Annotated in this window: 18 protein-coding genes; 11 read left to right on the top strand and 7 right to left on the bottom strand. The window is 57.9% G+C overall.

Going from position 1 to position 21,948, the window contains the following annotated elements; genetic code table 11:
* Positions 1-19: 19 nt before the first annotated feature.
* The 3 genes from AC5TBW_RS16395 (at position 20) to nanR (ending at position 3,325) form a co-directional block, all read left to right on the top strand.
* Positions 20-1,399, top strand: a complete 1,380-nt coding sequence (locus tag AC5TBW_RS16395) for a TRAP transporter large permease (RefSeq protein WP_495509579.1) — start codon at positions 20-22, stop codon at positions 1,397-1,399.
* Between the two features lie 62 nt (positions 1,400-1,461).
* Positions 1,462-2,538, top strand: a complete 1,077-nt coding sequence (locus AC5TBW_RS16390) for an Ldh family oxidoreductase (RefSeq protein ID WP_495509578.1) — start codon at positions 1,462-1,464, stop codon at positions 2,536-2,538.
* 64 nt (positions 2,539-2,602) lie between these two features.
* Positions 2,603-3,325, top strand: coding sequence for a transcriptional regulator NanR (nanR, locus tag AC5TBW_RS16385; RefSeq protein WP_495509577.1), 723 nt, complete (start codon positions 2,603-2,605; stop codon positions 3,323-3,325).
* 58 nt (positions 3,326-3,383) lie between these two features.
* Here nanR and AC5TBW_RS16380 read toward each other — a convergent pair whose 3' ends face one another.
* Positions 3,384-4,460, bottom strand: a complete 1,077-nt coding sequence (locus AC5TBW_RS16380) for a TRAP transporter substrate-binding protein (RefSeq protein ID WP_495509576.1) — start codon at positions 4,458-4,460, stop codon at positions 3,384-3,386.
* Between the two features lie 265 nt (positions 4,461-4,725).
* Here AC5TBW_RS16380 and AC5TBW_RS16375 point away from each other — a divergent pair, with 265 nt between their 5' ends.
* The 4 genes from AC5TBW_RS16375 (at position 4,726) to AC5TBW_RS16360 (ending at position 9,306) form a co-directional block, all read left to right on the top strand.
* Positions 4,726-6,528, top strand: coding sequence for an IlvD/Edd family dehydratase (locus tag AC5TBW_RS16375; protein WP_495509575.1), 1,803 nt, complete (start codon positions 4,726-4,728; stop codon positions 6,526-6,528).
* Positions 6,529-6,545: 17 nt separating this feature from the next.
* Positions 6,546-7,490, top strand: coding sequence for a DMT family transporter (locus AC5TBW_RS16370; RefSeq protein ID WP_495509574.1), 945 nt, complete (start codon positions 6,546-6,548; stop codon positions 7,488-7,490).
* Positions 7,491-7,520: 30 nt separating this feature from the next.
* Positions 7,521-8,291 carry a FadR/GntR family transcriptional regulator gene (locus AC5TBW_RS16365; protein ID WP_495509573.1) on the top strand — a complete coding sequence of 257 codons (771 nt, stop codon included), beginning with the start codon at positions 7,521-7,523 and terminating at the stop codon, positions 8,289-8,291.
* A gap of 88 nt (positions 8,292-8,379) precedes the next feature.
* Positions 8,380-9,306, top strand: coding sequence for a Gfo/Idh/MocA family protein (locus AC5TBW_RS16360; protein ID WP_495509572.1), 927 nt, complete (start codon positions 8,380-8,382; stop codon positions 9,304-9,306).
* 6 nt (positions 9,307-9,312) lie between these two features.
* On the opposite strand, the gene AC5TBW_RS16355 is transcribed toward AC5TBW_RS16360, so the two are convergent.
* From AC5TBW_RS16355 to AC5TBW_RS16335, 5 genes are all read right to left on the bottom strand, one after another.
* Positions 9,313-10,887 (bottom strand): aldehyde dehydrogenase (NADP(+)), encoded by a 1,575-nt coding sequence (locus AC5TBW_RS16355; protein ID WP_495509571.1) that lies wholly within the window; start codon positions 10,885-10,887, stop codon positions 9,313-9,315.
* A gap of 31 nt (positions 10,888-10,918) precedes the next feature.
* A complete protein-coding gene (araD1, locus tag AC5TBW_RS16350) occupies positions 10,919-11,905 on the bottom strand; it encodes an AraD1 family protein (RefSeq protein ID WP_495509570.1) in 987 nt (328 codons plus the stop codon).
* A gap of 44 nt (positions 11,906-11,949) precedes the next feature.
* Positions 11,950-13,251 (bottom strand): TRAP transporter large permease, encoded by a 1,302-nt coding sequence (locus tag AC5TBW_RS16345; RefSeq protein WP_495509569.1) that lies wholly within the window; start codon positions 13,249-13,251, stop codon positions 11,950-11,952.
* On the bottom strand, positions 13,251-13,856 hold the full coding sequence (locus tag AC5TBW_RS16340) for a TRAP transporter small permease subunit (protein WP_495509568.1): 606 nt from the start codon (positions 13,854-13,856) through the stop codon (positions 13,251-13,253). Before AC5TBW_RS16340 ends, AC5TBW_RS16345 begins: the two co-directional genes overlap by 1 nt.
* An 83-nt stretch (positions 13,857-13,939) precedes the next feature.
* The gene (locus AC5TBW_RS16335) at positions 13,940-14,959 is read right to left on the bottom strand and encodes a TRAP transporter substrate-binding protein (RefSeq protein WP_495509567.1); all 1,020 of its coding nucleotides are present in this window, start codon (positions 14,957-14,959) and stop codon (positions 13,940-13,942) included.
* 238 nt (positions 14,960-15,197) lie between these two features.
* Here AC5TBW_RS16335 and AC5TBW_RS16330 point away from each other — a divergent pair, with 238 nt between their 5' ends.
* Complete coding sequence (locus AC5TBW_RS16330; protein WP_495509566.1) at positions 15,198-16,943, top strand: IlvD/Edd family dehydratase; 1,746 nt, start codon at positions 15,198-15,200, stop codon at positions 16,941-16,943.
* A gap of 27 nt (positions 16,944-16,970) precedes the next feature.
* Here the strand turns inward: AC5TBW_RS16330 and AC5TBW_RS16325 are convergent, their stop codons facing one another.
* The gene (locus AC5TBW_RS16325) at positions 16,971-17,912 is read right to left on the bottom strand and encodes a LysR substrate-binding domain-containing protein (RefSeq protein ID WP_495509565.1); all 942 of its coding nucleotides are present in this window, start codon (positions 17,910-17,912) and stop codon (positions 16,971-16,973) included.
* Positions 17,913-18,071: 159 nt separating this feature from the next.
* Here AC5TBW_RS16325 and AC5TBW_RS16320 point away from each other — a divergent pair, with 159 nt between their 5' ends.
* From AC5TBW_RS16320 to araG, 3 genes are all read left to right on the top strand, one after another.
* On the top strand, positions 18,072-19,298 hold the full coding sequence (locus AC5TBW_RS16320) for an aldose epimerase family protein (RefSeq protein ID WP_495509564.1): 1,227 nt from the start codon (positions 18,072-18,074) through the stop codon (positions 19,296-19,298).
* Between the two features lie 73 nt (positions 19,299-19,371).
* Complete coding sequence (locus AC5TBW_RS16315; protein WP_495509563.1) at positions 19,372-20,367, top strand: arabinose ABC transporter substrate-binding protein; 996 nt, start codon at positions 19,372-19,374, stop codon at positions 20,365-20,367.
* Positions 20,368-20,411: 44 nt separating this feature from the next.
* Positions 20,412-21,905, top strand: coding sequence for an L-arabinose ABC transporter ATP-binding protein AraG (gene araG, locus AC5TBW_RS16310; protein WP_495509562.1), 1,494 nt, complete (start codon positions 20,412-20,414; stop codon positions 21,903-21,905).
* The last annotated feature ends 43 nt before the right edge of the window (positions 21,906-21,948 follow it).

Raw genomic sequence — 21,948 nt, 5'->3', positions numbered from 1 at the left:
TCTCTCGGAGATCACCCCAATGCCTAATATTCTGGCTGTGAGGCGCGGCGGTGCGATAGTGCCGCCATTGGTCGCGGCTGTCGCGATACTCGGCTGTATCGCATTGGCCGTCACCCAGCACTATCTACTGTTCCTGTTTGCAGCACTCTTTACCCTGCTGGTGATGGGAGTGCCGATCGCCATTAGTCTTGCTGGTTCGTGCCTGCTGTATGTACTGCTGACCGGCAGAGTACCCGATGTTGTCGTGATGCATCGCATGATCAACGGTGTCGACAGCTTTCCCCTGTTGGCGATTCCGTTCTTTATACTCGCCGGTAACCTGATGAACAACGGCGGCATTACCGTGCGGATATTTGATTTTGCCAAGGCGTTGATGGGCTGGATGCGTGGCGGTCTGGGGCACGTCAATGTAGGCGCCAGTATTGTGTTTTCCGGCATGTCAGGAGCCGCAGTCGCCGATGCTGGGGGGCTAGGCACCATTGAAATCAAGGCCATGAAAGATGCCGGTTATGACGAGGAATTCTCGGTGGGTATTACCGCGGCCTCTTCGACCATCGGCCCGATTATTCCGCCGAGCTTGCCGATGGTCATTTACGGCGTAATGGCCTCGGTGTCGGTCGGCCAACTGTTCGTCGCCGGCCTGGTGCCGGGCCTGTTGATGGGGCTGGTGTTAATGGCCATGATCACGATCATTTCACGGCGGCGCGGCTATACTCGCGATGCGGTGTTCTCGTTTCCGGTACTTGGTTATACGTTCAAGCGTGCCTTCCTATCGCTTTTGACCCCGGTAATCATTGTCGGCGGCATCATGAGCGGCGCTTTTACCCCTACGGAAGCCGCCATCGCTGCGGTGGTGTATGCACTGGTGCTGGGTGGCTTGGTGTATCGCAGTTTGACGTGGCGTCGCTTGCTCAAAGTCAGCATGGAGACGATTGAGACCACCGCGGTCATCCTGCTGATCGTTGCGGGTGCCTCGATATTTGCCTGGATATTGACCAGCAACCAGGTCACCCAGCATGTGGTCACCCTGCTTGGGCCGTTTGCCGACAATCCCATCGCCACGCTGATCATTATCAACCTGGTGCTGATTCTGGTGGGTTGTTTTATGGAGACCATCGCGGCTATCACCATCCTGGTGCCGGTATTGTTACCGGTGGCCGTTACTGCGGGTGTCGATCCGGTGCACTTCGGCGTGATCATGGTGCTAAACCTGATGATCGGCTTATTAACGCCGCCGGTTGGCATGGTGCTGTATGTACTGTCGCGAGTATCCGGCATTTCCTTTGAGAAGTGCATGCGTGGCACGTTGCCGTTCCTGGTGCCGCTGGTCATCGCCTTGCTATTGGTTACCTTCATTCCAGCCATCTCGTTGTGGCTGCCGACACTGATTTATCGTTAAGCATTACCAGGGCTGGCCAAAGGTCAACTAATAGCCCGACTGGCACCAGGAGCTATTGATTAATGAAAGATACATCGTCGAATTTTCGCGTCGCTCGCGAAGACCTTGCCCGCTTCATGCAAGCCGTTCTGAAGGCGGCAGGTGCTGATCGGGCATCAGCAAACGCGGTCACTCGCGCGTTGATTACCGCCTCCCGTATGGGAACCGACAGCCATGGCTTACGACTGCTGCCCCACTATCTGCAGGCGCTCAAGGGCGGGCGAATCAACGGCGCGCCCGACATGCAGTTCCACCAGCGCCTGGCGGCGACCGGTTTTCTGGATGCTGACAACGGGCTTGGCCACTTAGCGGGTTATACCGCCATGGAACACGCCATGGCGATGGCAGAGAAGGTGGGGATGGGCGCTGTGGCGGTGGGTAACTCTTCGCATTTCGGCGCGGCGGGTTGCTATGCATTGGCGGCGGCTGAGTGCGGTTATCTGGGTATGGCGTTCTGTAATTCGGATCCTTTTGTGCTGTTGCATGAGGGCGCCAAGCCCTTTCACGGTACTAATCCCATCGCCTTTGCGGCACCTGTAGAGGGTGAGTCGCCATACCTGCTGGACATGGCAACCAGTTCGGTGCCCTGGAATCGCGTGCAGCAGTATGGGGCGATTGGGCGTGAACTGCCTGATCAGGTCGCGGCGGATGCTGCCGGGAAGGTAAGTCGCGCTCCCGGTGACGTGGCCGCACTGTTACCGCTGGGTGGCAGCGGTTTCGGCTTCAAGGGCGCGGGGTTGGGTGGCATGGTTGAAGTTCTGAGTTCGATGCTGTCGGGCATGCAGCATGGCTTCAAGCTGCTGCCCATGGGCGGGCCTGACATGTCGACGCCACGCGGGGTAGGGCACTTCTTCCTGGTCATGAAACCGGATGCGTTTGCGGATGCAGGCACTTTTACACACGCAATGGCCGAGTATCTAGCCGACCTGCGCGCCCAGCCCGCGGCACCCAATGCCCAGGTAATGGCACCTGGGGATCGCGAATGGCGTTGCCAGGCCCAGCGCGACGCCGAAGGCATTCCGCTCGATTCCGCCAATCAAATAGCCTATGCCGAGATCGCCGATCAGTACCACATAGCGCCGCTCTCTCGGCTGGATTGAAGGATAATGACCAGAAATGCAGTAAAATGGCGGAAAATTCCAGGTTAACCAGGGGTGACTGCCTATGAGCAGATACCGGATTGAGCGTAAAACGCTGTCTGAACAGGTCGCCGAACAGCTTGAGGCGGAGATTCTCGAAGGCCGGCTGAGTGAAAACGATCAACTGCCTTCAGAGAGAGAGTTGATGGAGCAGTTTGGAGTCGGCAGGCCCGCAGTGCGCGAAGCGCTATTCCACCTGCAACAGCTTGGACTTATTGCGATTAATAGTGGCACGCGCGCCAGGGTGATTCGCCCCACCGCCGATGCAGTAATGGCCAGGCTTTCAGGGGTAACCCGACAGCTGCTTTCCAAGCCCGATGGTCAACAATACTTTCAGGAAGCGCGGGCGATGTTCGAGATCTCGTTGGCCCGCTACGCGGCGCGTAATGCCAGCGAAGAGGATCTAGCGAGATTGCGCGATGCATTAGCGGATAATCGCGATGCGATTGGTGATGAAGCGCGCTTTAAGCGCTCTGATAACGACTTCCATGGCGTGTTGGCCAGCATTGGCCGTAACCCCATTTTTGATGCCATTCACGTGGCGCTCTCTGAATGGTTGGACGATCGCCGAGCGCTGGTACTACAACAAAAAGATGAAGACAAAGCGGCTACCGCTGCGCATACCGAAATCATTGCAGCGATAGAGTCTCGTGATCCAGACGCGGCCGAAGCGGCCATGCGGCGCCACCTCGACCGTCACTACGGCACCTATATGCAGCTTAAAAAGCGCCTCTCGGACGCTTCTTAACCATGCTACCTACTACCTAATGACTCCTGCCGCCGTTTTCGTGCGGCGGCAGGGGGTATCACTCGGTCATGGAGGATTCAGCAATGCGCTGGAATTCTGCCACTAGGTCTTCACCAATGCGTGGCGCCCACTCGTCATAGACAGGCTGCACGGCTTCCTGGAAAGCGGCAATCTGCTCATCATTGAGTCGAGTAATTTGCATGCCGCGTTCTTCAAGCTGATCCCTTGCCCAGTCGTCGTACTCGCTGGAAAGCTGGATTTCATAGTCCGCTGCCTGCAACGCGGCTTCCTGTATAAGCGCTTGATACTCAGGGTCGAGACGATCCCAAGTGCGCTGCGAGATCATCTTGATAAACGGCGTGTAGACGTGGCGGGTTTCAGAGCCGTAGTCCTGCACTTCGTAGAAATTTGAGGTCAGGATGGTGCTCCAGGGGTTCTCCTGGCCGTCCACTACGCCCTGCTCCATGGCGGAAAACAGCTCCCCAAACGCCATGGGGGTCGGGTTGGCGCCCAGTGCTTCCCAGATGGCCAGGTGGACGGGGTTTTCCATGGTGCGAATCGATAAACCACGAACGTCTAGGCCTGCCACATCCTCTGGAGAGGAGACTTCCCGGGCACTGTTGGAGAGCTCTCGAAAGCCGTTTTCAGAGAATGCCAAGGCTTTCAGTCCAGTGCCATCGAACGCGTCAAGCATCTCCTGGGCGGCATCGCTGCGCATGGCTGCCACGGCCGCTTCACGGGTGGGCAGCAGGAAGGGCAGGTCGAAAACAGCCAGTTCCTCGACATAGCCGGTAGCCGGGGAAGAGGACGGGTAGGTCATATCCAGCGTACCGGTTTGCAGCATCTCCATCATCTGCACATCGTCGCCAAGCTGACTGTTAGGGAAAATATTGACGGTGATACGGCCTTCGCTGCGCTGGTCAAGAATATCCGCGAAGTACTTGCTGGAGATATACTGGGGCGAGCTTTCCGCTAAGCCAAGCCCCATTCGCAGGGTGACGCTACCGTGGTCACCCACGGTGGCGCCATCAATCGCCGGAGGGTCGGATAGATCAGGCGTTTGCGCGTAAACTAAACCTGAGCTGATCAGCGTGGCACCGGTCATTAATAGGGTGCGTTTCCAAAGGTGATGCATAGTCGTCACTCTCCTGACGTGCTGCAGGCCGCTCCGCTAAGGGTGTCTTCTAAGCGAGCTACAGCGTGGTTTCTATTGTAGTTGTGTTTAAGCAGCGCTTTTCGAGTCAGATAGGTGCTGCAACCCTTAGCTAAATGTCTAACGTTTTGGGTATATGTTCAACATATACTTTTGTATGTATCGACCTGATAGCAAAGAAAGCGTACCTTGCTTGCTAACTTTTATATCTACTTTTCTATATTCACTCTAGGCGTGGAGCAACCCCATGGCCAATTTTCATCGAATAACCCCCGATCAACTGCGTTCACGCTACTGGTTCGATAACCCTGATCACCCCGGTACTACGGCACTGTGCATCGAGCGCTATCTTAATTACGGCATTACTCTGGATGAGCTGACCAGCGGCAAGCCGATTATCGGTATCTGCCAGTCAGGGTCGGATTTAACCCCGTGCAATCGCCACCACATTGACTTGGTTAAGCGGGTTAAAGACGGTATTCGCTCTGCGGGCGGCGTGCCGTTTGAATTCCCCATGCACCCCATTCATGAAAACGTTCGTCGGCCGACCGCTGCGCTGGACCGCAACCTCGCCTATTTGGGTATTGTGGAAGTGCTTCACGGCTACCCGCTGGATGGCGTGGTATTGACCACCGGCTGCGATAAAACCACCCCGGCTGCGCTGATGGCAGCGGCAACGGTGAATATCCCGGCCATCGTGCTCTCCGGCGGCCCGATGCTCAACGGCTGGCGCGGCGCCGAGCGAGTGGGCTCGGGCACGATTATCTGGGAGCTACGCAAGCGTCTGGCGGCGGGTGATATCGACTATGCCGAGTTTCTGTCCCGCGCCAGCGATTCGGCACCCTCGATTGGCCACTGCAATACCATGGGCACCGCCTCCACCATGAACTCCATGGCGGAAGTGCTGGGTATGAGCCTGCCGGGCTCTGCGGTGATTCCCGCGCCCTATAAAGAGCGCGCGATGGCTGCTTACGATACCGGCACACGGATCGTCGATATGGTCTGGGAAGACCTGCGCCCGCTGGATATTCTGACCCGGGAAGCGTTTGAGAACGCCATCGTGGCGTGTTCGGCGCTGGGCGGCTCTTCCAATGCGCCGGTGCATATCAATGCGATTGCTCGCCATGCGGGCATCGAGTTGGATAACGATGACTGGCAGCGTCTGGGCCATGAAATCCCGCTGCTGGCTAACGTCATGCCTGCTGGCGCGTTCCTATGCGAAGAGTTCTATCGCGCTGGCGGCGTTCCCGCGATCCTTCATGAACTGCAGACCGCTGGAAAACTTCACAGTGATGCCCTGACGGTAAATGGACGCACGATAGGCGATAATCTACAGGGTCGCGAAACCCAGGATGTCGATGTTATTTGCCGCTATAACGATCCACTGGTGAACCACGCAGGCTTTCTCAATCTCAAGGGCAACCTATTCGACTCGGCGTTGATGAAAACCAGCGTGATCTCGCGGGATTTCCGTGAGCGCTTCCTCAATGATCCCAACGACCCGGAAGCCTTTGAGGGCAAGGTGGTGGTATTCGATGGCTCCGAGGATTACCACGCCCGTATTGATGACCCCGCGCTGAATATAGATTCGCGCACCATTCTGGTAATGCGTGGTGCAGGGCCGGTGGGGCACCCCGGTGGTGCCGAGGTAGTCAATATGCAGCCGCCAGAGGCGCTGATCAAACAGGGCATCGAGTCGCTGCCGTGCCTGGGCGATGGTCGCCAGTCGGGCACGTCCGGCTCGCCGTCGATTCTTAATGCCTCCCCGGAAGCGGCCACGGGTGGCGGCTTGGCACTGCTGGAAACCGGCGATCGGCTGCGGGTCGATCTCAAACGCGGCGAGGTACAGCTACTGATAGAGGATAGTGAGCTGGAAGCGCGACGCGAGCGTTTAGCCCAGCAGGGCGGCTATCGTTACCCAGGTCACCAGACCCCCTGGCAAGAAATTCAGCGCAGTATGGTCGAGCCGCTGGATCGCGGGATGACATTGGAGCCCGCGACTAAGTATCGCGATGTGGCTCGCCGACATCCGCCTAGGGACAATCACTAAAGGAATCGTTACCACACATGAGTCGTTGGAGTACCTTTTCCCATCGCCAGCAGGGCCTGCTATTGACCGGTGGTGGCGCCATGATCATGGCGCCGGATGCTTTGCTGATCAAAGTCGCCGACCTGCCCGATGCGGAGATACTCATGTGGCGCGGTTTCCTCTCCGCGCTCGGTTTTCTGCTGATTGCCTTGGCACGCTATGGTCGCGGCACCTTGGCAGCCTATCGGCGTTGCGGCTGGACGGGCATCGCCGTGGCGCTGCTGTTTAGCCTGACCACTTGTGGCTTTGTGCTGGGCAATCAATACACCAAGGCGGGCAACGTTTTGATGATACTGGCCAGTGCGCCGATAATCGCCGCCGTGCTCTCCTGGGTCATCCTCAAGGAGCGTTTGCCCAGGCGTACCTGGTTGGCGATTTTGCTGTGCATGGCGGGTGTCGCCATGATCGCCCTCGATGACGCGGGTGCAGGCTCCTGGATTGGCAATACTTTCGCCTTGATGGCGGCAACAACGCTGGCGATTAACTTTACCCTCTGCCGCACACGTCCAGGCGTGGATATGAGTCCAATGCTGGTATTCAACGGTATTATTGTTGGTAGTGTCGCTGGGCTGTTGTGGCTGGGTGGGAATGAACCGTCCCTGCCAGCCGTCAATCAGCTTGCCGTGGTGATCCTCCTCTGCCTGATCATTGTACCCTGCGGGGTTACGCTGCTGCAGCGCGGGCCGCTCTATCTTCCCTCCGCTGAAGTTGGCCTGCTGCTGTTGCTGGAAGTGGTGATAGGCACGCTGTTGGCCTGGTGGGTTTTGGCTGAACAGCCCGCACCAATGGCCATGGTCGGCGGCTTTCTGGTGCTGGGTACTTTGAGTGCCAAGGGGCTTTATGAGCGGCGGCTTGAAATGAAACAGAGAGCGTGGCTCGATGCTACGCCTTCGGTAACAGTCGACCGGTCAAGTACGGTATGATTGCCAGAATTGAAATAAGGTCTGATCGCAGTGACGTCATCTCCTAGTAAGCCAGTAGCTCGCCCCAGTATTGCCGAACACCTCGCCGAGGAGATCTTTGGTGGACGCTATCACCCCGGTGATCTGGTGCCCCGTGAAATGGATCTGTGCGAACGCTTTGCCATCAACCGTTCGGCGGTGCGCAGCGACCTGCGCCAACTGGTCGAGGCAGGCATCATCGAGCGCATTTCCGGCCATGGCTCTAAAGTGCGCGAGTACTCGGAGTGGCATATTCTCGATGCCCAAGTGACCGACTGGTTGACCCGCTACGCGGCCCCCAACCCGGAGATTCAGCGCGAAATCCTGGCCTTTCGTTTGGATGTTGAACCCTATGTGGCGATGACCGCCGCCAAGCGTGCCAAGGCGCGCGATCTGGTGGCCATCGAAGAGGCTTTTGAAGGCTTAGGTCAGAATCTGCGCAATGCCACCTGCGAAGAGGAGCGGCGGCTGCATAGCGAGTGCGATGTTGCCTTCCACGAGGCGATCTTTAAGGCAACCCACAATATTGTCTGGGCGCAGCTATCACATATTCTGCGCCCGTCTATCTTTATGCTGGTGTCCATGTCCAACGAGAATGCAGTGGATCCTGACGAGAGCCTGGAACGCCACCGTCAATTGATGGAGAGTATCCGGCTGCGTCGCCCCCGGGAGGCATTCTTGGCCGCCCAGGCTGTGTTGGCGGGCACCGCCGCTGCGTTGGGTTTAGAGCACAGCGCCAGCTCACTGGGCCGCAGTGTCGAATTACCTCATAACTCCCATTGACCCTGCCCCCTGTTAGCCACTTTCAGTTAAGCCATTCTTGATTCGTTTCTTTCGTTAAAACGTTTCTTCCATTAAAAAAGGCAAGCGCATGTCTGACTTCACCCTGGGCATGGTGGGCGTGGGTAAAATTGTCCGCGACCAGCACCTACCGGCGATAGCCGCCACCCCGAACTGCCAACTTATCGCCACGGCGGATCCTTATGCGTCACTGCCGGATACACCCGCCTATCAGGATCTAGAGGCGATGCTTGATGCGCATCCCGATATTGACGCCGTAGCGATCTGTACACCCACCCACCTGCGCTACTCTCAGGCGCGGGCGGCACTTTGGCGCGGCAAGCACGTGCTGCTGGAAAAGCCGCCGGGAGCGACGCTAAGCGAAGTAGAGGATTTGATTGCCACAGCCTCCAAGCAGGGCGTTAGCCTGTTTGCCGCTTGGCACTCGCGGTTTGCCCCTGGGGTGGCTCAGGCCCAGCAATGGCTAGCCGAACGGCAGGTCCAGCGAGTCGAGATCGAATGGAAGGAAGACGTGCGGGTATGGCATCCAGGTCAGGCGTGGATCTGGCAGCCAGGTGGCATGGGGGTTTTTGATCCAGGCATTAATGCGCTATCGATTGCCACCGCCATTTTGCCTCAACCCTTTTTCTTGCAGCAGGCGCGGCTGCTGGTGCCTAGCAATGCGCAAACCCCGATTGCGGCAGAACTCTCTTTCACTGATCCAGAAGGCGCAGCGATTGAGGCAGATTTCGACTTCCGCCAGAGCGGCCCGCCCACCTGGGATATGCATATCGACAGCGATGGCAGCCGCTTGAGCCTTACCCAGGGAGGCTGTCGTTTAGTGATTGATGACGACCTTATCATCGACGCCGAAGAGCGCGAGTATCAAGGTATCTACGCACGTTTTGGCGAGCTGATCACAAAAAAACGCAGCGAGGTGGATGTTGCCCCGCTGCGCCAAGTCGCCGATGCGTTTCTATATGGTCATCGTGAAACCACCGACGCCTTTATCGAGTAACGCTCGTTATTCACGCTTGCCATCGACCAGGCGTGATACTCCACAAGGGTTACCATCACGGATCGCTTCGGGCAGTAACCCTTCCGGTAGCGCCTGGTAGCACACTGGGCGCAGGAAGCGGAAAATGGCTGCGCTGCCCACCGAGGTCGTGCGTGAATCCGAGGTTGCTGGGTAGGGGCCGCCATGCACCATGGCGTGGCACACTTCTACGCCCGTCGGCCAGCCGTTGGCCAGAATCCGCCCCGCCTTGCGCTCCAGCGTCGGCAGCAGTTGCTTGGCGGTCGCCAAGTCCCCGTCATCCATCTGTAGCGTAATGGTGAGCTGGCCTTCCAACTGAGCAGCTACCTGTGCCACTTCCTGAGCGTCCGTACAGGCGATCACCAACGAAGTTGAACCAAACACCTCTTCTTGAAGGGCGGGGTCGTTGAGGAATGCCTCGGCCTGGGTAACGAACAGTCCCGCTTGGCAAGGGTTCGCTGTTTCACCCGCTTGACCACGTGCGACCTCGGTGACCTTGGCGTGGTTGGCGAGCCGATCAACACCCTGCTGGTAAGCGTCGTGAATGCCCGGCGTCAACATGGTTTGCGCAGAGCTGCCCTTGACCGCTTCACCGGCCACTTCAACGAAGGCGTCCAGTTCCGGGCCCTGAATCGCAATGACCAACCCTGGGTTGGTGCAGAACTGGCCGGCGCCCATGTTGAGAGAGCCGACAAAGCCTTCGGCGATGGCTTTGCCGCGTGCCTTGAGGGCTTCCGGCAGCAGAAAGACTGGATTTATCGAGCTCATCTCGGCGTAGACGGGGATTGGCTGTGGCCGCGCCTGGGCAGTGGCCATGAGTGCCGTGCCACCATTGCGCGAACCGGTGAAGCCCACCGCCTGGATGCGCGGATCAGCGACCAGTGCCTGGCCGATGTCGCGGCCTGAGCCAAACAGCAGGGAGAAAACGCCTTCAGGCAGGTTGCACTTGGCAACGGCGCGTTGAATGGCACGACCCACCAGTTCAGACGTGCCGGGATGGGCAGAGTGGCCCTTGACCACTACCGGGCAGCCAGCCGCCAGTGCGGAGGCAGTATCGCCACCGGCCACACTAAAGGCGAGTGGGAAGTTGCTGGCGCCAAACACCGCCACCGGGCCCAGCGCAATATGGCGCTGGCGCAGGTCGGCACGCGGCAGCGGCTCACGATCAGGCAGAGCGGGATCAATGCGCACATCGAGCCACTCGCCAGCCCGGACCACATTGGCAAACAAACGTAGCTGACCGCAGGTGCGACCACGCTCGCCCTGCAAGCGAGCTTCGGGGAGGCCGGTTTCGGCGACGCCACGCTCGGTTAGCTCTTCGCCGATAGCCTCGATCTCGCTGGCAATGGTTTCGAGGAACACGGCCCGGTCTTCAAGCGAGGTTTCGCGGTAAGTGGCGTACGCCGCTTCGGCAAGTTCACACGCTTGTTCGACTTCCGCCTTGCTGCCGCCGGGGTAGGCGGGCGCGAGGGTCTCGCCGGTGGCGGGATTCACTGCGTGAATGTCAGCCTGTTGGCCGGTGATGGCCTGCTGGCCAATAAGTAGTTTGCCTTCCAGAGTCATACAACCTCCTGCTGGTGTAAAAATGCGGGTGTTAAAGCGATTTTACGCTGATGGCCTGAGCGTCTGTTTCCACCCGTAGCGGGTTGCGCAGTGCCCGGCCAAATTCATTGATTTTGATCTCAAAACGATCGCCTTCGCGGACTTTAATGCCGTCGGCGAAGCTTAGTGTCGCGGTACCGAAAAAGTGCACATGCACATCGCCGGGGCGGCGGAAGCCCGGGTATTTAAAGTGGTGATACTCCAGATTGGCCAGACTGTGAGCCATATTAGCCTCGCCGGTCAAAAAGGGTTTTTCCCACAGTGTTTCGCCACTACGCTGGATTCGGCTGGTGCCTTCGAGATTTTCTGGCAGTTCGCCGATCAGCAGCTCGGGCCCAAAGCTGCAGGCACGCAGCTTGGAGTGGGCCAGCCACAGGTAGTTAAAGCGCTCGGTCACGTGGTCAGAAAACTCATTACCTAGAGCGTAGCCGACTCGCCAGGGCTGGCCATCGCTGCCAATCACATAAAGACCTGCCAGTTCCGGCTCCTCGCCTGCATCCTCGGCAAAGGCGGGGGAGGGGATATCGGCTTCTGGCGACACCACGCACTGGCCATCGCCCTTGTAGAACCACTCCGGCTGGGCACCTGGCTGGCCTGCGTCGGGTTTGCCGCCTTCCACGCCCAGCTTGAACATGCGCATGGAGTCGGTCATATCTTCTTCCGCCGCCTGGGCCTTAGCGTGCATCGCCGAGCGGGTATCGGCACTGCCCAGGTGGGTTAGGCCGGTGCCGGTGACCAGGCAGTGGGCCGGGTCGGTATGCGTCAGCGGGGGCAGTAGTCGCTTGGCATCGACCAGCGCTTGATAATCCAGGCGCGTGTCGGTCAGCGCTTCCGTCACCATCTCGCTAAGTGTCTTGCCGGCGCTAATGGCCCGGTTGGCCAGGGTGTAGGTATCGCAGTCGAGCAGTCTAACCTGCTCCTCACTCTCAACCAGGGCGGTGCGAACCTGGCCCTGATGGTCACACTGAATCAGTCGCATGCTGGTCTCCTCATGCATAGTGTCAGTCAATAGTGCGTCAGTCATCATAGTGGCCAAATGGCCAGTTGCGGCCACATCAATAGCGCCGCGAGTATGCACAGCTGAATAGCCATAAAGGGTAGTACGGACAGGTAGATATCCTTCAGGCTGATATCTGGCGGTGCCACGCTTTTAAGGTAGAAGGCGGCGGGCCCGAAGGGCGGCGACAGGAACGATACCTGCATATTCACGGCGAAGAGAATGCCGAACCAGATCGGATCGAAACCGAGCTGAATAACGATGGGCAGAAAGATGGGCAAGGCCAACATGGCGATCCCGATCCAGTCGAGGAACAGCCCGAGCACCAGCATGATCGCCATCATCACCAGTATGATCACAATCGGCGCGACGTCGAGCCCGAGAATCAGGCTCGACACAAAGCGATTGCCGCCCATCAAGTTATAGACGCCCACCAGGGCGGCGGCACCGATGCCGATCCAGATGATCATGCCGCAGGTGTTCATGGTCTGCCCCAGGCTGTGGTGCAGCATGCCGGGGGTGAATTCGCCGCGCACAATGGTGGCGAGTAGAACACCGAAGACACCCATGGCGGCTGCTTCGGTGACCGAGGCAATCCCGCCGTAAATAGTGCCCAGCACCAGAAAGGCAATCAGCCCTGGCAGCAGGATGGCTTTGACCGCGTCCAGCTTACTGTCGAAAGGATTGTCCTGAGTGTCTTTATCCAGCGGCGGGCCCAGCGCGGGGTTTTTCAGGCAGCGCACCAACACATAGGCGATATAGGAGCCCATCAGGATGATTGCCGGTGTAACGGCAGCGGCGAACAGGTCGGCAATCGATACGCTGGCGATCAGCCCATAGATAATCAGCACGATGGAAGGGGGCATCATGGTACCCAGGGCGCCCCCGGCACACACCACGCCGATGGAAAGATGCTTGTCATAGCCCAGGCGCAGCATTTGCGGCAGCGCCAGAATCCCCAGGAGCACGATCTCACCGCCGATAATGCCGGAAAGAGCGGCCAGGAAGAACGCCACGACGATGGTCTGTACCGCCACGCCGCCGGGTAGGCGACCGGCGAACACGCGCATGGCGTTGAACAGGTCTTTAGCGATGCCGGAGCGATCCAGCAGTGATGCCATCAATACGAACATGGGCACCGCCACCAGCGAATACTCGGTGATAAACCCATAGACCCGGCTGGTGACCAGCGGCAGTGCCGCCTCGCCGAACCAGCCGAAGGTGAAGGCCATGGCCACTAAACCGGTGATAAACGCCAGCGGCAGACCGGTGACCAGCAGCGCGAAAATCGCTCCTACCATGAGGATCGTAGCGGTTGAAATATCCATCAGCGCGCCTCCTCGGAGCGGGGTTTCGCCTTAATCGATTGCCAAAGATGCAGTGTGGCCTGCAGTGCCATCAACGTCAGGGCAAACAGAATCATGCCCTTGACCATGGCCGGAAAAGGCGGATTCCAGGAGGTGCCGGAGCGCTCCAGCGACCATTCGCCAAACGGATTATGCGACGCTCCCCAAAACATATGAAAAGCGGCGTAACTCATTGTCAGGCAAAAAATCAGGGTGAGCAGATCGTTGAAACGATCCATCCAGCATTTCAAGCGGGGTCCTGCGCTGTCGTACAGCACCTTGACGCGAATATGGCTATTGCGCGCCATGGCCGCGGGACCACCCAGTACAAAGATAACAGCGATCAGAAACACCACGGTTTCGTGAACCCAGGAGGTGGGGTTGTTGAACCCGTAACGCATGAATACCTCGACGACGCTGATGCCCATCGCTACCAGCACCAACCAGGAAACAGCCCGGCCGCCCCGTGCCACCAGGCGGTCTAACGCATTACGTTCAGGTGCGATCTCCTCCACGGTTTCGAGGATCTCGGGAAGATCATGGGTGGGTGGGGAACGGTATTGATTGTCAGGTGTTTTTTGAGACATGGCGCGACTCTACGCGCATCGCTCGGGATACTTCCCGAGCGATGCGTTGGTTAGGTTAATGAAGCAGCATTGAGAGCAGAGCGTTAAAGCAGATTGCGTGAGCGCAAAAAGGCGGTCGCGGAATCATAAACCTTCTGGGTCATTTCATTTTCACCCGCCCACTCTTGCCACTCCTGCTCAGCCGCGATGCGGAATTTCTGACGCTCTTCTTCAGGCAAGTTGAAGGGGTGAACATCTGGGTCATCCTGAAGCCGTTGCAGGGTCTCAATATCCTGCTCCTTGAGGCGGGCGATCAGGTCGTATGCCATGCCATCAAAGGCGGTATTTAGGGTCGTCTGTAGCTCCTCGGGCAAGCCATCCCAGATGTCTTTGTTGATCGACACAGCGATCATGGGCATGGAGTGAAAGCCAGGATAGAGCGGGTAGGGGGCGAAAGCGTGCAGACCCATGGCGTCGTTATTCGAGAGCACCGTGGAGTCCGCGGCGTCGATCACACCTTTTTCCAGGCCGGTATACACCTCAGAACCCGGCAGGTTGACGGGCGTGGCGCCAATGCGCTCAAAGATGTTGTACACCATGCCTTGAGGGGCGCGGATTTTTAGCCCTTCGAAGTCAGCGATGGATTCGATGGGCACCGTGGAGGGTACCGACTCCAACGGAAAGGTCGCTGCGCTGATCAAATGAGCGCCATAGGGTTCGACCAGTTCGTTGTAAAGCTCTTCACCACCGCCGTATTTCATGTACTCCAGGAAGTCGTAAGGGTTCTGCCAGGCACCGACAAGGTTGCCGAGCATGCCGAAAGCGGGGTCCTGGCCGGAGAAGTAGCTGGGATCCGTCATGTGGCCTTGCAGGATGCCGGCACTAACGGCGGTCAGCGTTTCGGTGGGACCCACCACTGAATTAATCGGCATTACCTCTATCTCGACACGACCATCGGTCATTGCCGTGATTTTCTCAGCCCATTCCTGCTTGATCTTAAAGCTGGGTTCGCCCGAGGTTTCTGACGCCTGAAATTTCCATTCGTACTCGGCTGCCTGGGCCGCAGAGAGGCCTAGCAGTAGTACGGAACCAGTGAGTAGCGAGCTGTATTTCGATTTGAGCATGGCACTATTCCTCAAGTTTTTTGTTGTGGAGAGCGTGGTGGTTAAGGGTGTGATGCAACGGGCCAATGACCCATCTGGGAGGGTAATGTTGAACATTAAGCGCAATTGTTCAACATATACTTTTGTATGGTCGACTAAATTGGCGAGGTAGTTTAGTGTCTTGCGCATTCGACACTTACTCTCGACGCCAACCCTCAGGTCGTCAGCCGTCACCGAACTAAAACAAGGAGTTAACCCCATGGGCCAACGTCAACGTCCGCTGCGCAGTGCTGAATGGTTTGGTACGGCTGATAAGAACGGGTTTATGTACCGCAGTTGGATGAAAAACCAGGGGATCCCCGACCATGAGTTCCAGGGCAAGCCGATTATCGGTATCTGCAATACCTGGTCGGAGCTGACGCCCTGCAATGCCCACTTTCGTAAGTTGGCGGAACACGTGAAGCAGGGCGTGCTGGAGGCGGGCGGTTACCCGGTGGAATTCCCAGTGTTCTCCAACGGCGAATCCAACCTGCGCCCCACGGCGATGTTTACCCGCAATTTGGCCAGCATGGATGTGGAGGAAGCGATTCGCGGTAATCCCATCGATGCAGTGGTGCTGTTGGTCGGCTGCGATAAAACCACCCCGGCGCTGCTGATGGGCGCGGCGAGCTGCGATATCCCCACCATCGTGGTCACCGGTGGACCGATGCTCAACGGTAAGCACAAGGGCAAGGACATTGGTTCCGGCACCGTGGTGTGGAAGCTCTCCGAGCAGGTCAAGGCGGGTGAGATTTCACTGCACGACTTTATGGCCGCCGAGGCGGGCATGTCCCGCTCCGCGGGCACCTGCAACACCATGGGTACCGCCTCCACCATGGCCTGCATGGCCGAATCCCTGGGTACCTCGCTGCCCCACAACGCGGCGATTCCCGCGGTGGACTCCCGCCGCTACGTGCTGGCCCATTTATCGGGTAACCGTATTGTCGAGATGGTCAACGAAGACCTGCGGCTGTCCAAGATCCTCACCAAGGAAGCCTTCGACAACGCCATCCGCACCAACGCCGCGATTGGCGGCTCCACCAACGCGGTGATTCACCTCAAGGCGATTGCCGGGCGTATCGGCGTCGATTTGACCCTGGACGACTGGAGCCGCGTCGGGCGCGGCACCCCCACGGTGGTCGATCTGCAGCCCTCGGGGCGCTTTTTGATGGAAGAGTTCTACTATGCGGGCGGTCTGCCGGCGGTGCTTCGGCGCCTGGGCGAGGCTGACCGGCTGCCCTTCAAGGACGCGCTCACCGTCAACGGCAAAACGCTTTGGGAGAACGTTCAGGACGCCCCGCTGTACAACGACGACGTGATTCGCCCGCTGGACAACCCGCTCACCGCGGACGGCGGCATCTGCGTGGTGCGCGGCAACCTGGCCCCCAATGGCGCCGTGCTCAAGCCCTCGGCGGCGACCGCCGAACTGATGCAGCACCGCGGTCGCGCGGTGGTCTTTGAAGACTTCGACGACTACAAAGCACGCATCAACGACCCGGACCTGGACGTGGAAGCCAACGACATCCTGGTCATGAAACACTGCGGCCCCCGCGGTTATCACGGCATGGCCGAGGTAGGGAACATGGGCCTGCCGCCCAAGATCCTCGCCCAGGGCATCACCGACATGGTGCGTATTTCCGATGCGCGCATGAGTGGCACGGCGTATGGCACCGTAGTACTGCACGTCGCCCCCGAAGCCGCCGCCGGTGGCCCGCTGGCCGCGGTACGCAACGGCGACTGGATTGAGCTCGATTGCGCCAGCGGCCGACTGCATCTGGAGATCAGCGATGAAGAATTGGCGTCTCGCCTGGCAGACAGCGACCCTACCGCCGCCTCAACGTTAATCGCCAGTCAGGGCGGTTACCGCCAGTTGTATATTGAGCATGTGCTCCAAGCGGATGAAGGCTGTGACTTCGACTTTCTGGTGGGTTGCCGGGGCTCTGATGTGCCGCGGCACTCGCATTAATACGGCGTACTGAAGGGGCGACGTTCGCTAAGCACCCTGGGCAATAATCTCACGCAGGGTGCTCATTAGGGCGGCAGCACCGGGAGAGAGGCGTTGGTGGCGCAAGCTCACCAGCCCATAGGGCTGAACGCTCAGCGTTTCGCTGAAGGGCAGCAGGTGAAAGCGCTGCGGCGGACAGAGCAGGTCGGCGGCTTCCCGGGTAGTCACTGTGATGGTGTTAGATTTGTCGACCAGCGCTAGCGAAAGCAGCACGTCTGCGGTATCGACAATCTGGCGGGGCGGTGCAACCTGATGATGCAGAAACAGGCTATCCACCCGTTGACGCATCAGAGCGCCAGCGGGTTGTAGCGACCATGGATAGCTCGCCATATCAGTCAGACTTAGCGTTTGTTTAGCAGCTAATGGGTGCCCTTGGCGACACACAAAGCAGAGCTCCTCCTCGCCAATTTCCTCAAATATGAAGCGCTCGGTATCGACGCCTGCCGGGATTCGGGTAATCACGAAATCCAGCTCGCCCTCCAGTAGGCGCGGTACCAGCACCTTGCTGACATCCACATCAACGCTGATTTTTAACCCAGGCCGGTCGCGGTGCACCCGCTCGATGGCGCTAGTGAGCAGCGTAACCGCCGGGGCCATTACCGTGCCGACGGCTACCGTGCCAGCACTGCCCGCGCTGAGAGCGTTCAGCTCCTCACCGGTGTGGCGTAGCGCTGAGAGCATGCTGTGGGCGTGGCGAATCATAATTTCGCCGTACCAGTTGGGCGCTAGCCCGCGGGGGTGGCGGTCAAACAGTCGAATCCCCAGGTGGGCTTCCAGATCACTCAATAGCTTGGAAGCGGCGGGTTGGCTCATATTAAGCTGAGCCGCCGCGCGGTGCAGATTGCGCTGCTCTTCCAGCGCTAAAAATAGCTGGAAATGGCGCAACTTTAGTCTCACGTCTAAAAACCAGTTCTCGCCGAGAACGCCCATGGCATAAGCCCTGAATTGTTATTGATACTTAGAAGTATATCGATGATGAGGTGTTTGTATATTGGTTGGTTATGCCGGAGTTATCTACTGTAGAGACTGTATTGACGGTGGCAATGCCGTACTAACAACAACAAAGAGTGATTAACAAGGAGGAAGATCATGCCTCTCATGTACAGCCAGCGATTGAAAAGTAGTTCGCCGCTACTTAGTGCCATTGCTGCGATGTTGATGTTTCACACAGCTCAAGCCCAGAGTAATTCAGAAACCGAAGCGGCTAGCGTTGACGACAGCGGCATTCAAACGACGGTGTTTGGTCACCTCCCGGATGGCCGCCCAGTTAATGTCTATCAACTTACCAACACCAACGGTATTGAGCTGCGGGTAATCAACTATGGCGGCATCATCGTGTCGCTGAAAACGCCCAACCTGGCGGGTAAGTTCGACGATATCGTTCTGGGATTCGACTCTCTGGATAGCTACCTCTCCGAGGCATATCGCAACGCTAACCCGTACTTCGGTGCCATCATTGGCCGTTATGGCAATCGTATCGCGGGTGGCCAGTTCTCGCTCAATGGCGAAACCTATTCGTTAGCAACGAATGATGGCAGCAACCATCTGCATGGCGGCGATCAGGGCTTCGACAAAGTGCTGTGGCAAGCCGAACCGTTTGAGAACGATACCGGTAAGGGACTGGTGCTGCGCTATACCAGCGAGGATGGCGAAGAGGGTTACCCCGGTAGGTTAGAGACCGAGGTGACCTATACGTTGACCGATAACGACGAGCTTATGGTCGATTACCAAGCCGTGACCGATAAGGCCACACCCATCAACCTCACCCAGCACAGCTACTTCAATCTCAAGGGCGAGGGGAGCGACACCATTCTCGATCATCGCTTGATGATCAATGCGTCTGAATTTACCCCGGTCAATGACACCCTGATTCCCACCGGAGAGATCCGCTCGGTAGAGGGGACGCCGTTCGACTTTACCCAGCCGACGCCTATCGGCGAACGGATTGAGCAGGACAATGAGCAGCTCTCTTTTGGCGGCGGTTATGACCACAACTTTGTGCTGGCCCGTGATAACGCAGCATCAGATGAGCTGGTCTTGGCTGCCAAAGTATGGGAGCCCCAAAGCGGACGCCTGGTGGAAATCACCACCACCGAACCCGCGATTCAGTTCTATTCCGGCAACTTTCTTAACAGCGACCTGACCGGTAAACAGGGTCAGCCTTACGGGCACCGCTCCGGCTTTGCGCTGGAAACTCAGCACTATCCCGATTCCCCCAATCAGGCAGCATTTCCCAGTACGATCCTAGAGCCGGGAGATACGTACCGCTCGCGTACGGTCTACCGCTTTTCGGCACACCAGAATTTTGATGAATAACCACCCCAATGGGTTGGCGATAAAAGATTGAAAAATCAATAAAAACAACGCTAAAGATCACAGGAGTATAACAATGAGATTGACTAAGACATTTACCCGGTTAGCACTTGGTAGCGCGGTGATGCTGGCCTCGCTGGGGTCAGTGCAGGCCCAAGAAGACGAGGTGAAGATTGGCTTTATCGTTAAAAAACCAGAGCAGGCATGGTTTATTAACGAACAACAGGCCGCGACGGCGGTCGGCGAAGAGCTTGGTTTCGACGTGGTGCGCCTAAGCGGCGAAGATGGCCAGGAAGTGCTCACCGCCATTGATAACCTCTATGCCCAGGGTGCTGAAGGTTTTGTGATCTGTCCGCCGGACGTGCGTCTGGGGCCCGCCATCATGAACCGTGCTAACCAGTACGATATGAAAGTAGTCACCGTAGATGATCAGTTCGTTAACTCGAGCGGTGAACCGATGGAAGGCGTACCGCACCTGGGCATGTCCGGTTATAAGATTGGTCAGCAGGTAGGCGATGCGATTGCCGCCGAAATAGAAGCACGCGGCTGGAATCCTGAAGAGGTGGCCGCGCTACGCATCACCAATAACGAACTACCCACCGCCGTTGAGCGTACTGATGGTGCCACCGCTGCGCTCCTTGACGCTGGCTTCCCTGAAGGCAACATCTTCGATGCACCCCAGCAGAACAGTGATACTGCCAGCGCCTTTTCGGCCGCATCCCCGGTGCTCTCTCAGCGTGGCGATTATGAGCATTGGGTGATCTATGCCCTTAACGAGGAAAGTGTGTTGGGTGGCGTCCGGGCTACCGAGCAATACGGCTTGGCACCAGAAGATGTGATCGGCGTAGGTATCAACGGCTCCGGTGCTGCCTTTGCGGAATTCTCACGTGATAACCCCACGGGCTTTCACGGTACCGTGGCTGTCAGCTCTACCATGCACGGCAGTCAGACCGCTGAAGATCTCTACCGCTGGATTAGCGAAGACAAACAACCGCCAGCCAATACCGAAACCTCAGGCGTGTTGATGACGCGTGAGAACTGGCAGGAAGTGCGCGACGAATTGGGCCTATAAAAAACGGCGTCTGCAACGGAAAGTGACCGCGGGAGGCTTGAAGCATGTCTGATGCTTATCTACGTTTCGACGCGATTAGCGTCGTCTTCCCTGGGGTGCGTGCGCTGGATGGGGTGAGTTTTAGCGCTCAAGCCGGTCAAGTACATGCGCTGATGGGCGAGAACGGCGCGGGTAAATCCACCCTACTCAAGGTGCTAAGTGGTGTTAATCGCGTGGCGGAGGGCGCGCTGTGGATCAACGGCCAACGCCACGTGTTCAGTAACGCTCGGGAAGCACTGCGGGAAGGGATCGCCATTATCTACCAGGAGTTGACGCTCTCGCCCAATATGTCGGTGGCCGAGAACCTGCTGCTGGGCCAACTGCCTACGCGGCGGGGCTTTGTTAATCGTCGCCAGTTGCGCGAAAAAGCGCTGGCAATTCTGGCCGACCTTGGTGAGGGAAATATCCACCCCTCGACCAAGGTGCGCGATCTCTCGATCGGCCAACAGCAAATGATTGAGATTGGTCGGGCACTGCTGCGCGACGCCAAGATTATCGCCTTTGATGAACCTACCAGCAGCCTTTCCATTCAAGAGACTCGCCAGCTAAAGCGCATCGTCAAACGGCTGCGCGACGAGGGGCGGGTGGTGCTCTACGTGACGCACCGTATGGAAGAGGTGTTTGATATGTGCGATGCGGTGACAATCTTCCGCGATGGTCAGCATATTCGCACCCACGAGGATATGTCGGCTCTGAATCACGACCTCCTAGTGAGTGAGATGGTGGGCCGGGATATCAACGATGTTTACGGCTATCGCCCTCGCGAGCATGGCGACGTGATATTGAACGTTGAGGGCATTCAGGGGCGTGGCCTTAAGGCACCGGTAAGTTTCTCTGTTAAGCGCGGTGAAGTATTTGGGTTGTTTGGTCTAGTCGGCGCCGGACGCAGCGAGTTGCTGCGGCTGGTCTGCGGGGTCGAGTCTCCCAAAGCGGGTAGCGTGCAATTCAATGGCGAGGTGCGGCGGTTTAAAAGCCCTCAAGATGCCATTCGTGCAGGGATTGCCATGTGCCCGGAGGATCGTAAGTCCCAGGGTATTTTTCCGGTGGCCAGCGTCGCCGACAACCTCAATATCAGCTGTCGACGTTTTTTTAAACGCTGGGGAATGTTCCGCCACCCTGGCCGTGAGCGGCGTAATGCCGAGTCTTATATTCAGCAACTCAGCGTTAAAACGCCGAGCCCGCGAACGCCCATTGGTAAGCTCTCGGGCGGTAATCAGCAGAAGGTGATTCTGGCCCGTTGGCTGGCTGAAGAGATTGATCTGTTCGTAATGGACGAGCCGACCCGAGGCATCGACGTGGGGGCGCGGCGAGATATTTACTCGCTGCTCTACGACCTGGCCGAACAGGGCAAAAGCGTCGTGGTGATTTCCAGTGACCTCGCGGAAGTTAGCTCTATTTGCGACCGGATCGCGGTGATGCGCGACGGGGAACTAGTAGACGTGGTGCCGCGCGAGTCGGCCACCCCCGAACGCCTGTTGGGGCTGGCATTGCCCGCCTAAGTCGGCTTTTTTCAGCACGCTCGCTCTTATAAGAACACGCTCA

Source organism: Vreelandella sp. ssv (genome assembly GCF_059448525.1).
This window is presented reverse-complemented; position numbering and strand designations above follow the sequence as displayed.

Bases quoted from the DNA above. Each gene is read 5' to 3' on its own strand.
- AC5TBW_RS16395 (WP_495509579.1), top strand. From the start codon at position 20: ATGCCTAATATTCTGGCTGTGAGGCGCGGCGGTGCGATAGTGCCGCCA.
- AC5TBW_RS16390 (WP_495509578.1), top strand. From the start codon at position 1,462: ATGAAAGATACATCGTCGAATTTTCGCGTCGCTCGCGAAGACCTTGCC.
- nanR (WP_495509577.1), top strand. From the start codon at position 2,603: ATGAGCAGATACCGGATTGAGCGTAAAACGCTGTCTGAACAGGTCGCC.
- AC5TBW_RS16380 (WP_495509576.1), bottom strand. From the start codon at position 4,460: ATGCATCACCTTTGGAAACGCACCCTATTAATGACCGGTGCCACGCTG.
- AC5TBW_RS16375 (WP_495509575.1), top strand. From the start codon at position 4,726: ATGGCCAATTTTCATCGAATAACCCCCGATCAACTGCGTTCACGCTAC.
- AC5TBW_RS16370 (WP_495509574.1), top strand. From the start codon at position 6,546: ATGAGTCGTTGGAGTACCTTTTCCCATCGCCAGCAGGGCCTGCTATTG.
- AC5TBW_RS16360 (WP_495509572.1), top strand. From the start codon at position 8,380: ATGTCTGACTTCACCCTGGGCATGGTGGGCGTGGGTAAAATTGTCCGC.
- AC5TBW_RS16355 (WP_495509571.1), bottom strand. From the start codon at position 10,887: ATGACTCTGGAAGGCAAACTACTTATTGGCCAGCAGGCCATCACCGGC.
- araD1 (WP_495509570.1), bottom strand. From the start codon at position 11,905: ATGCGACTGATTCAGTGTGACCATCAGGGCCAGGTTCGCACCGCCCTG.
- AC5TBW_RS16345 (WP_495509569.1), bottom strand. From the start codon at position 13,251: ATGGATATTTCAACCGCTACGATCCTCATGGTAGGAGCGATTTTCGCG.
- AC5TBW_RS16340 (WP_495509568.1), bottom strand. From the start codon at position 13,856: ATGTCTCAAAAAACACCTGACAATCAATACCGTTCCCCACCCACCCAT.
- AC5TBW_RS16335 (WP_495509567.1), bottom strand. From the start codon at position 14,959: ATGCTCAAATCGAAATACAGCTCGCTACTCACTGGTTCCGTACTACTG.
- AC5TBW_RS16330 (WP_495509566.1), top strand. From the start codon at position 15,198: ATGGGCCAACGTCAACGTCCGCTGCGCAGTGCTGAATGGTTTGGTACG.
- AC5TBW_RS16325 (WP_495509565.1), bottom strand. From the start codon at position 17,912: ATGGGCGTTCTCGGCGAGAACTGGTTTTTAGACGTGAGACTAAAGTTG.
- AC5TBW_RS16320 (WP_495509564.1), top strand. From the start codon at position 18,072: ATGCCTCTCATGTACAGCCAGCGATTGAAAAGTAGTTCGCCGCTACTT.
- AC5TBW_RS16315 (WP_495509563.1), top strand. From the start codon at position 19,372: ATGAGATTGACTAAGACATTTACCCGGTTAGCACTTGGTAGCGCGGTG.
- araG (WP_495509562.1), top strand. From the start codon at position 20,412: ATGTCTGATGCTTATCTACGTTTCGACGCGATTAGCGTCGTCTTCCCT.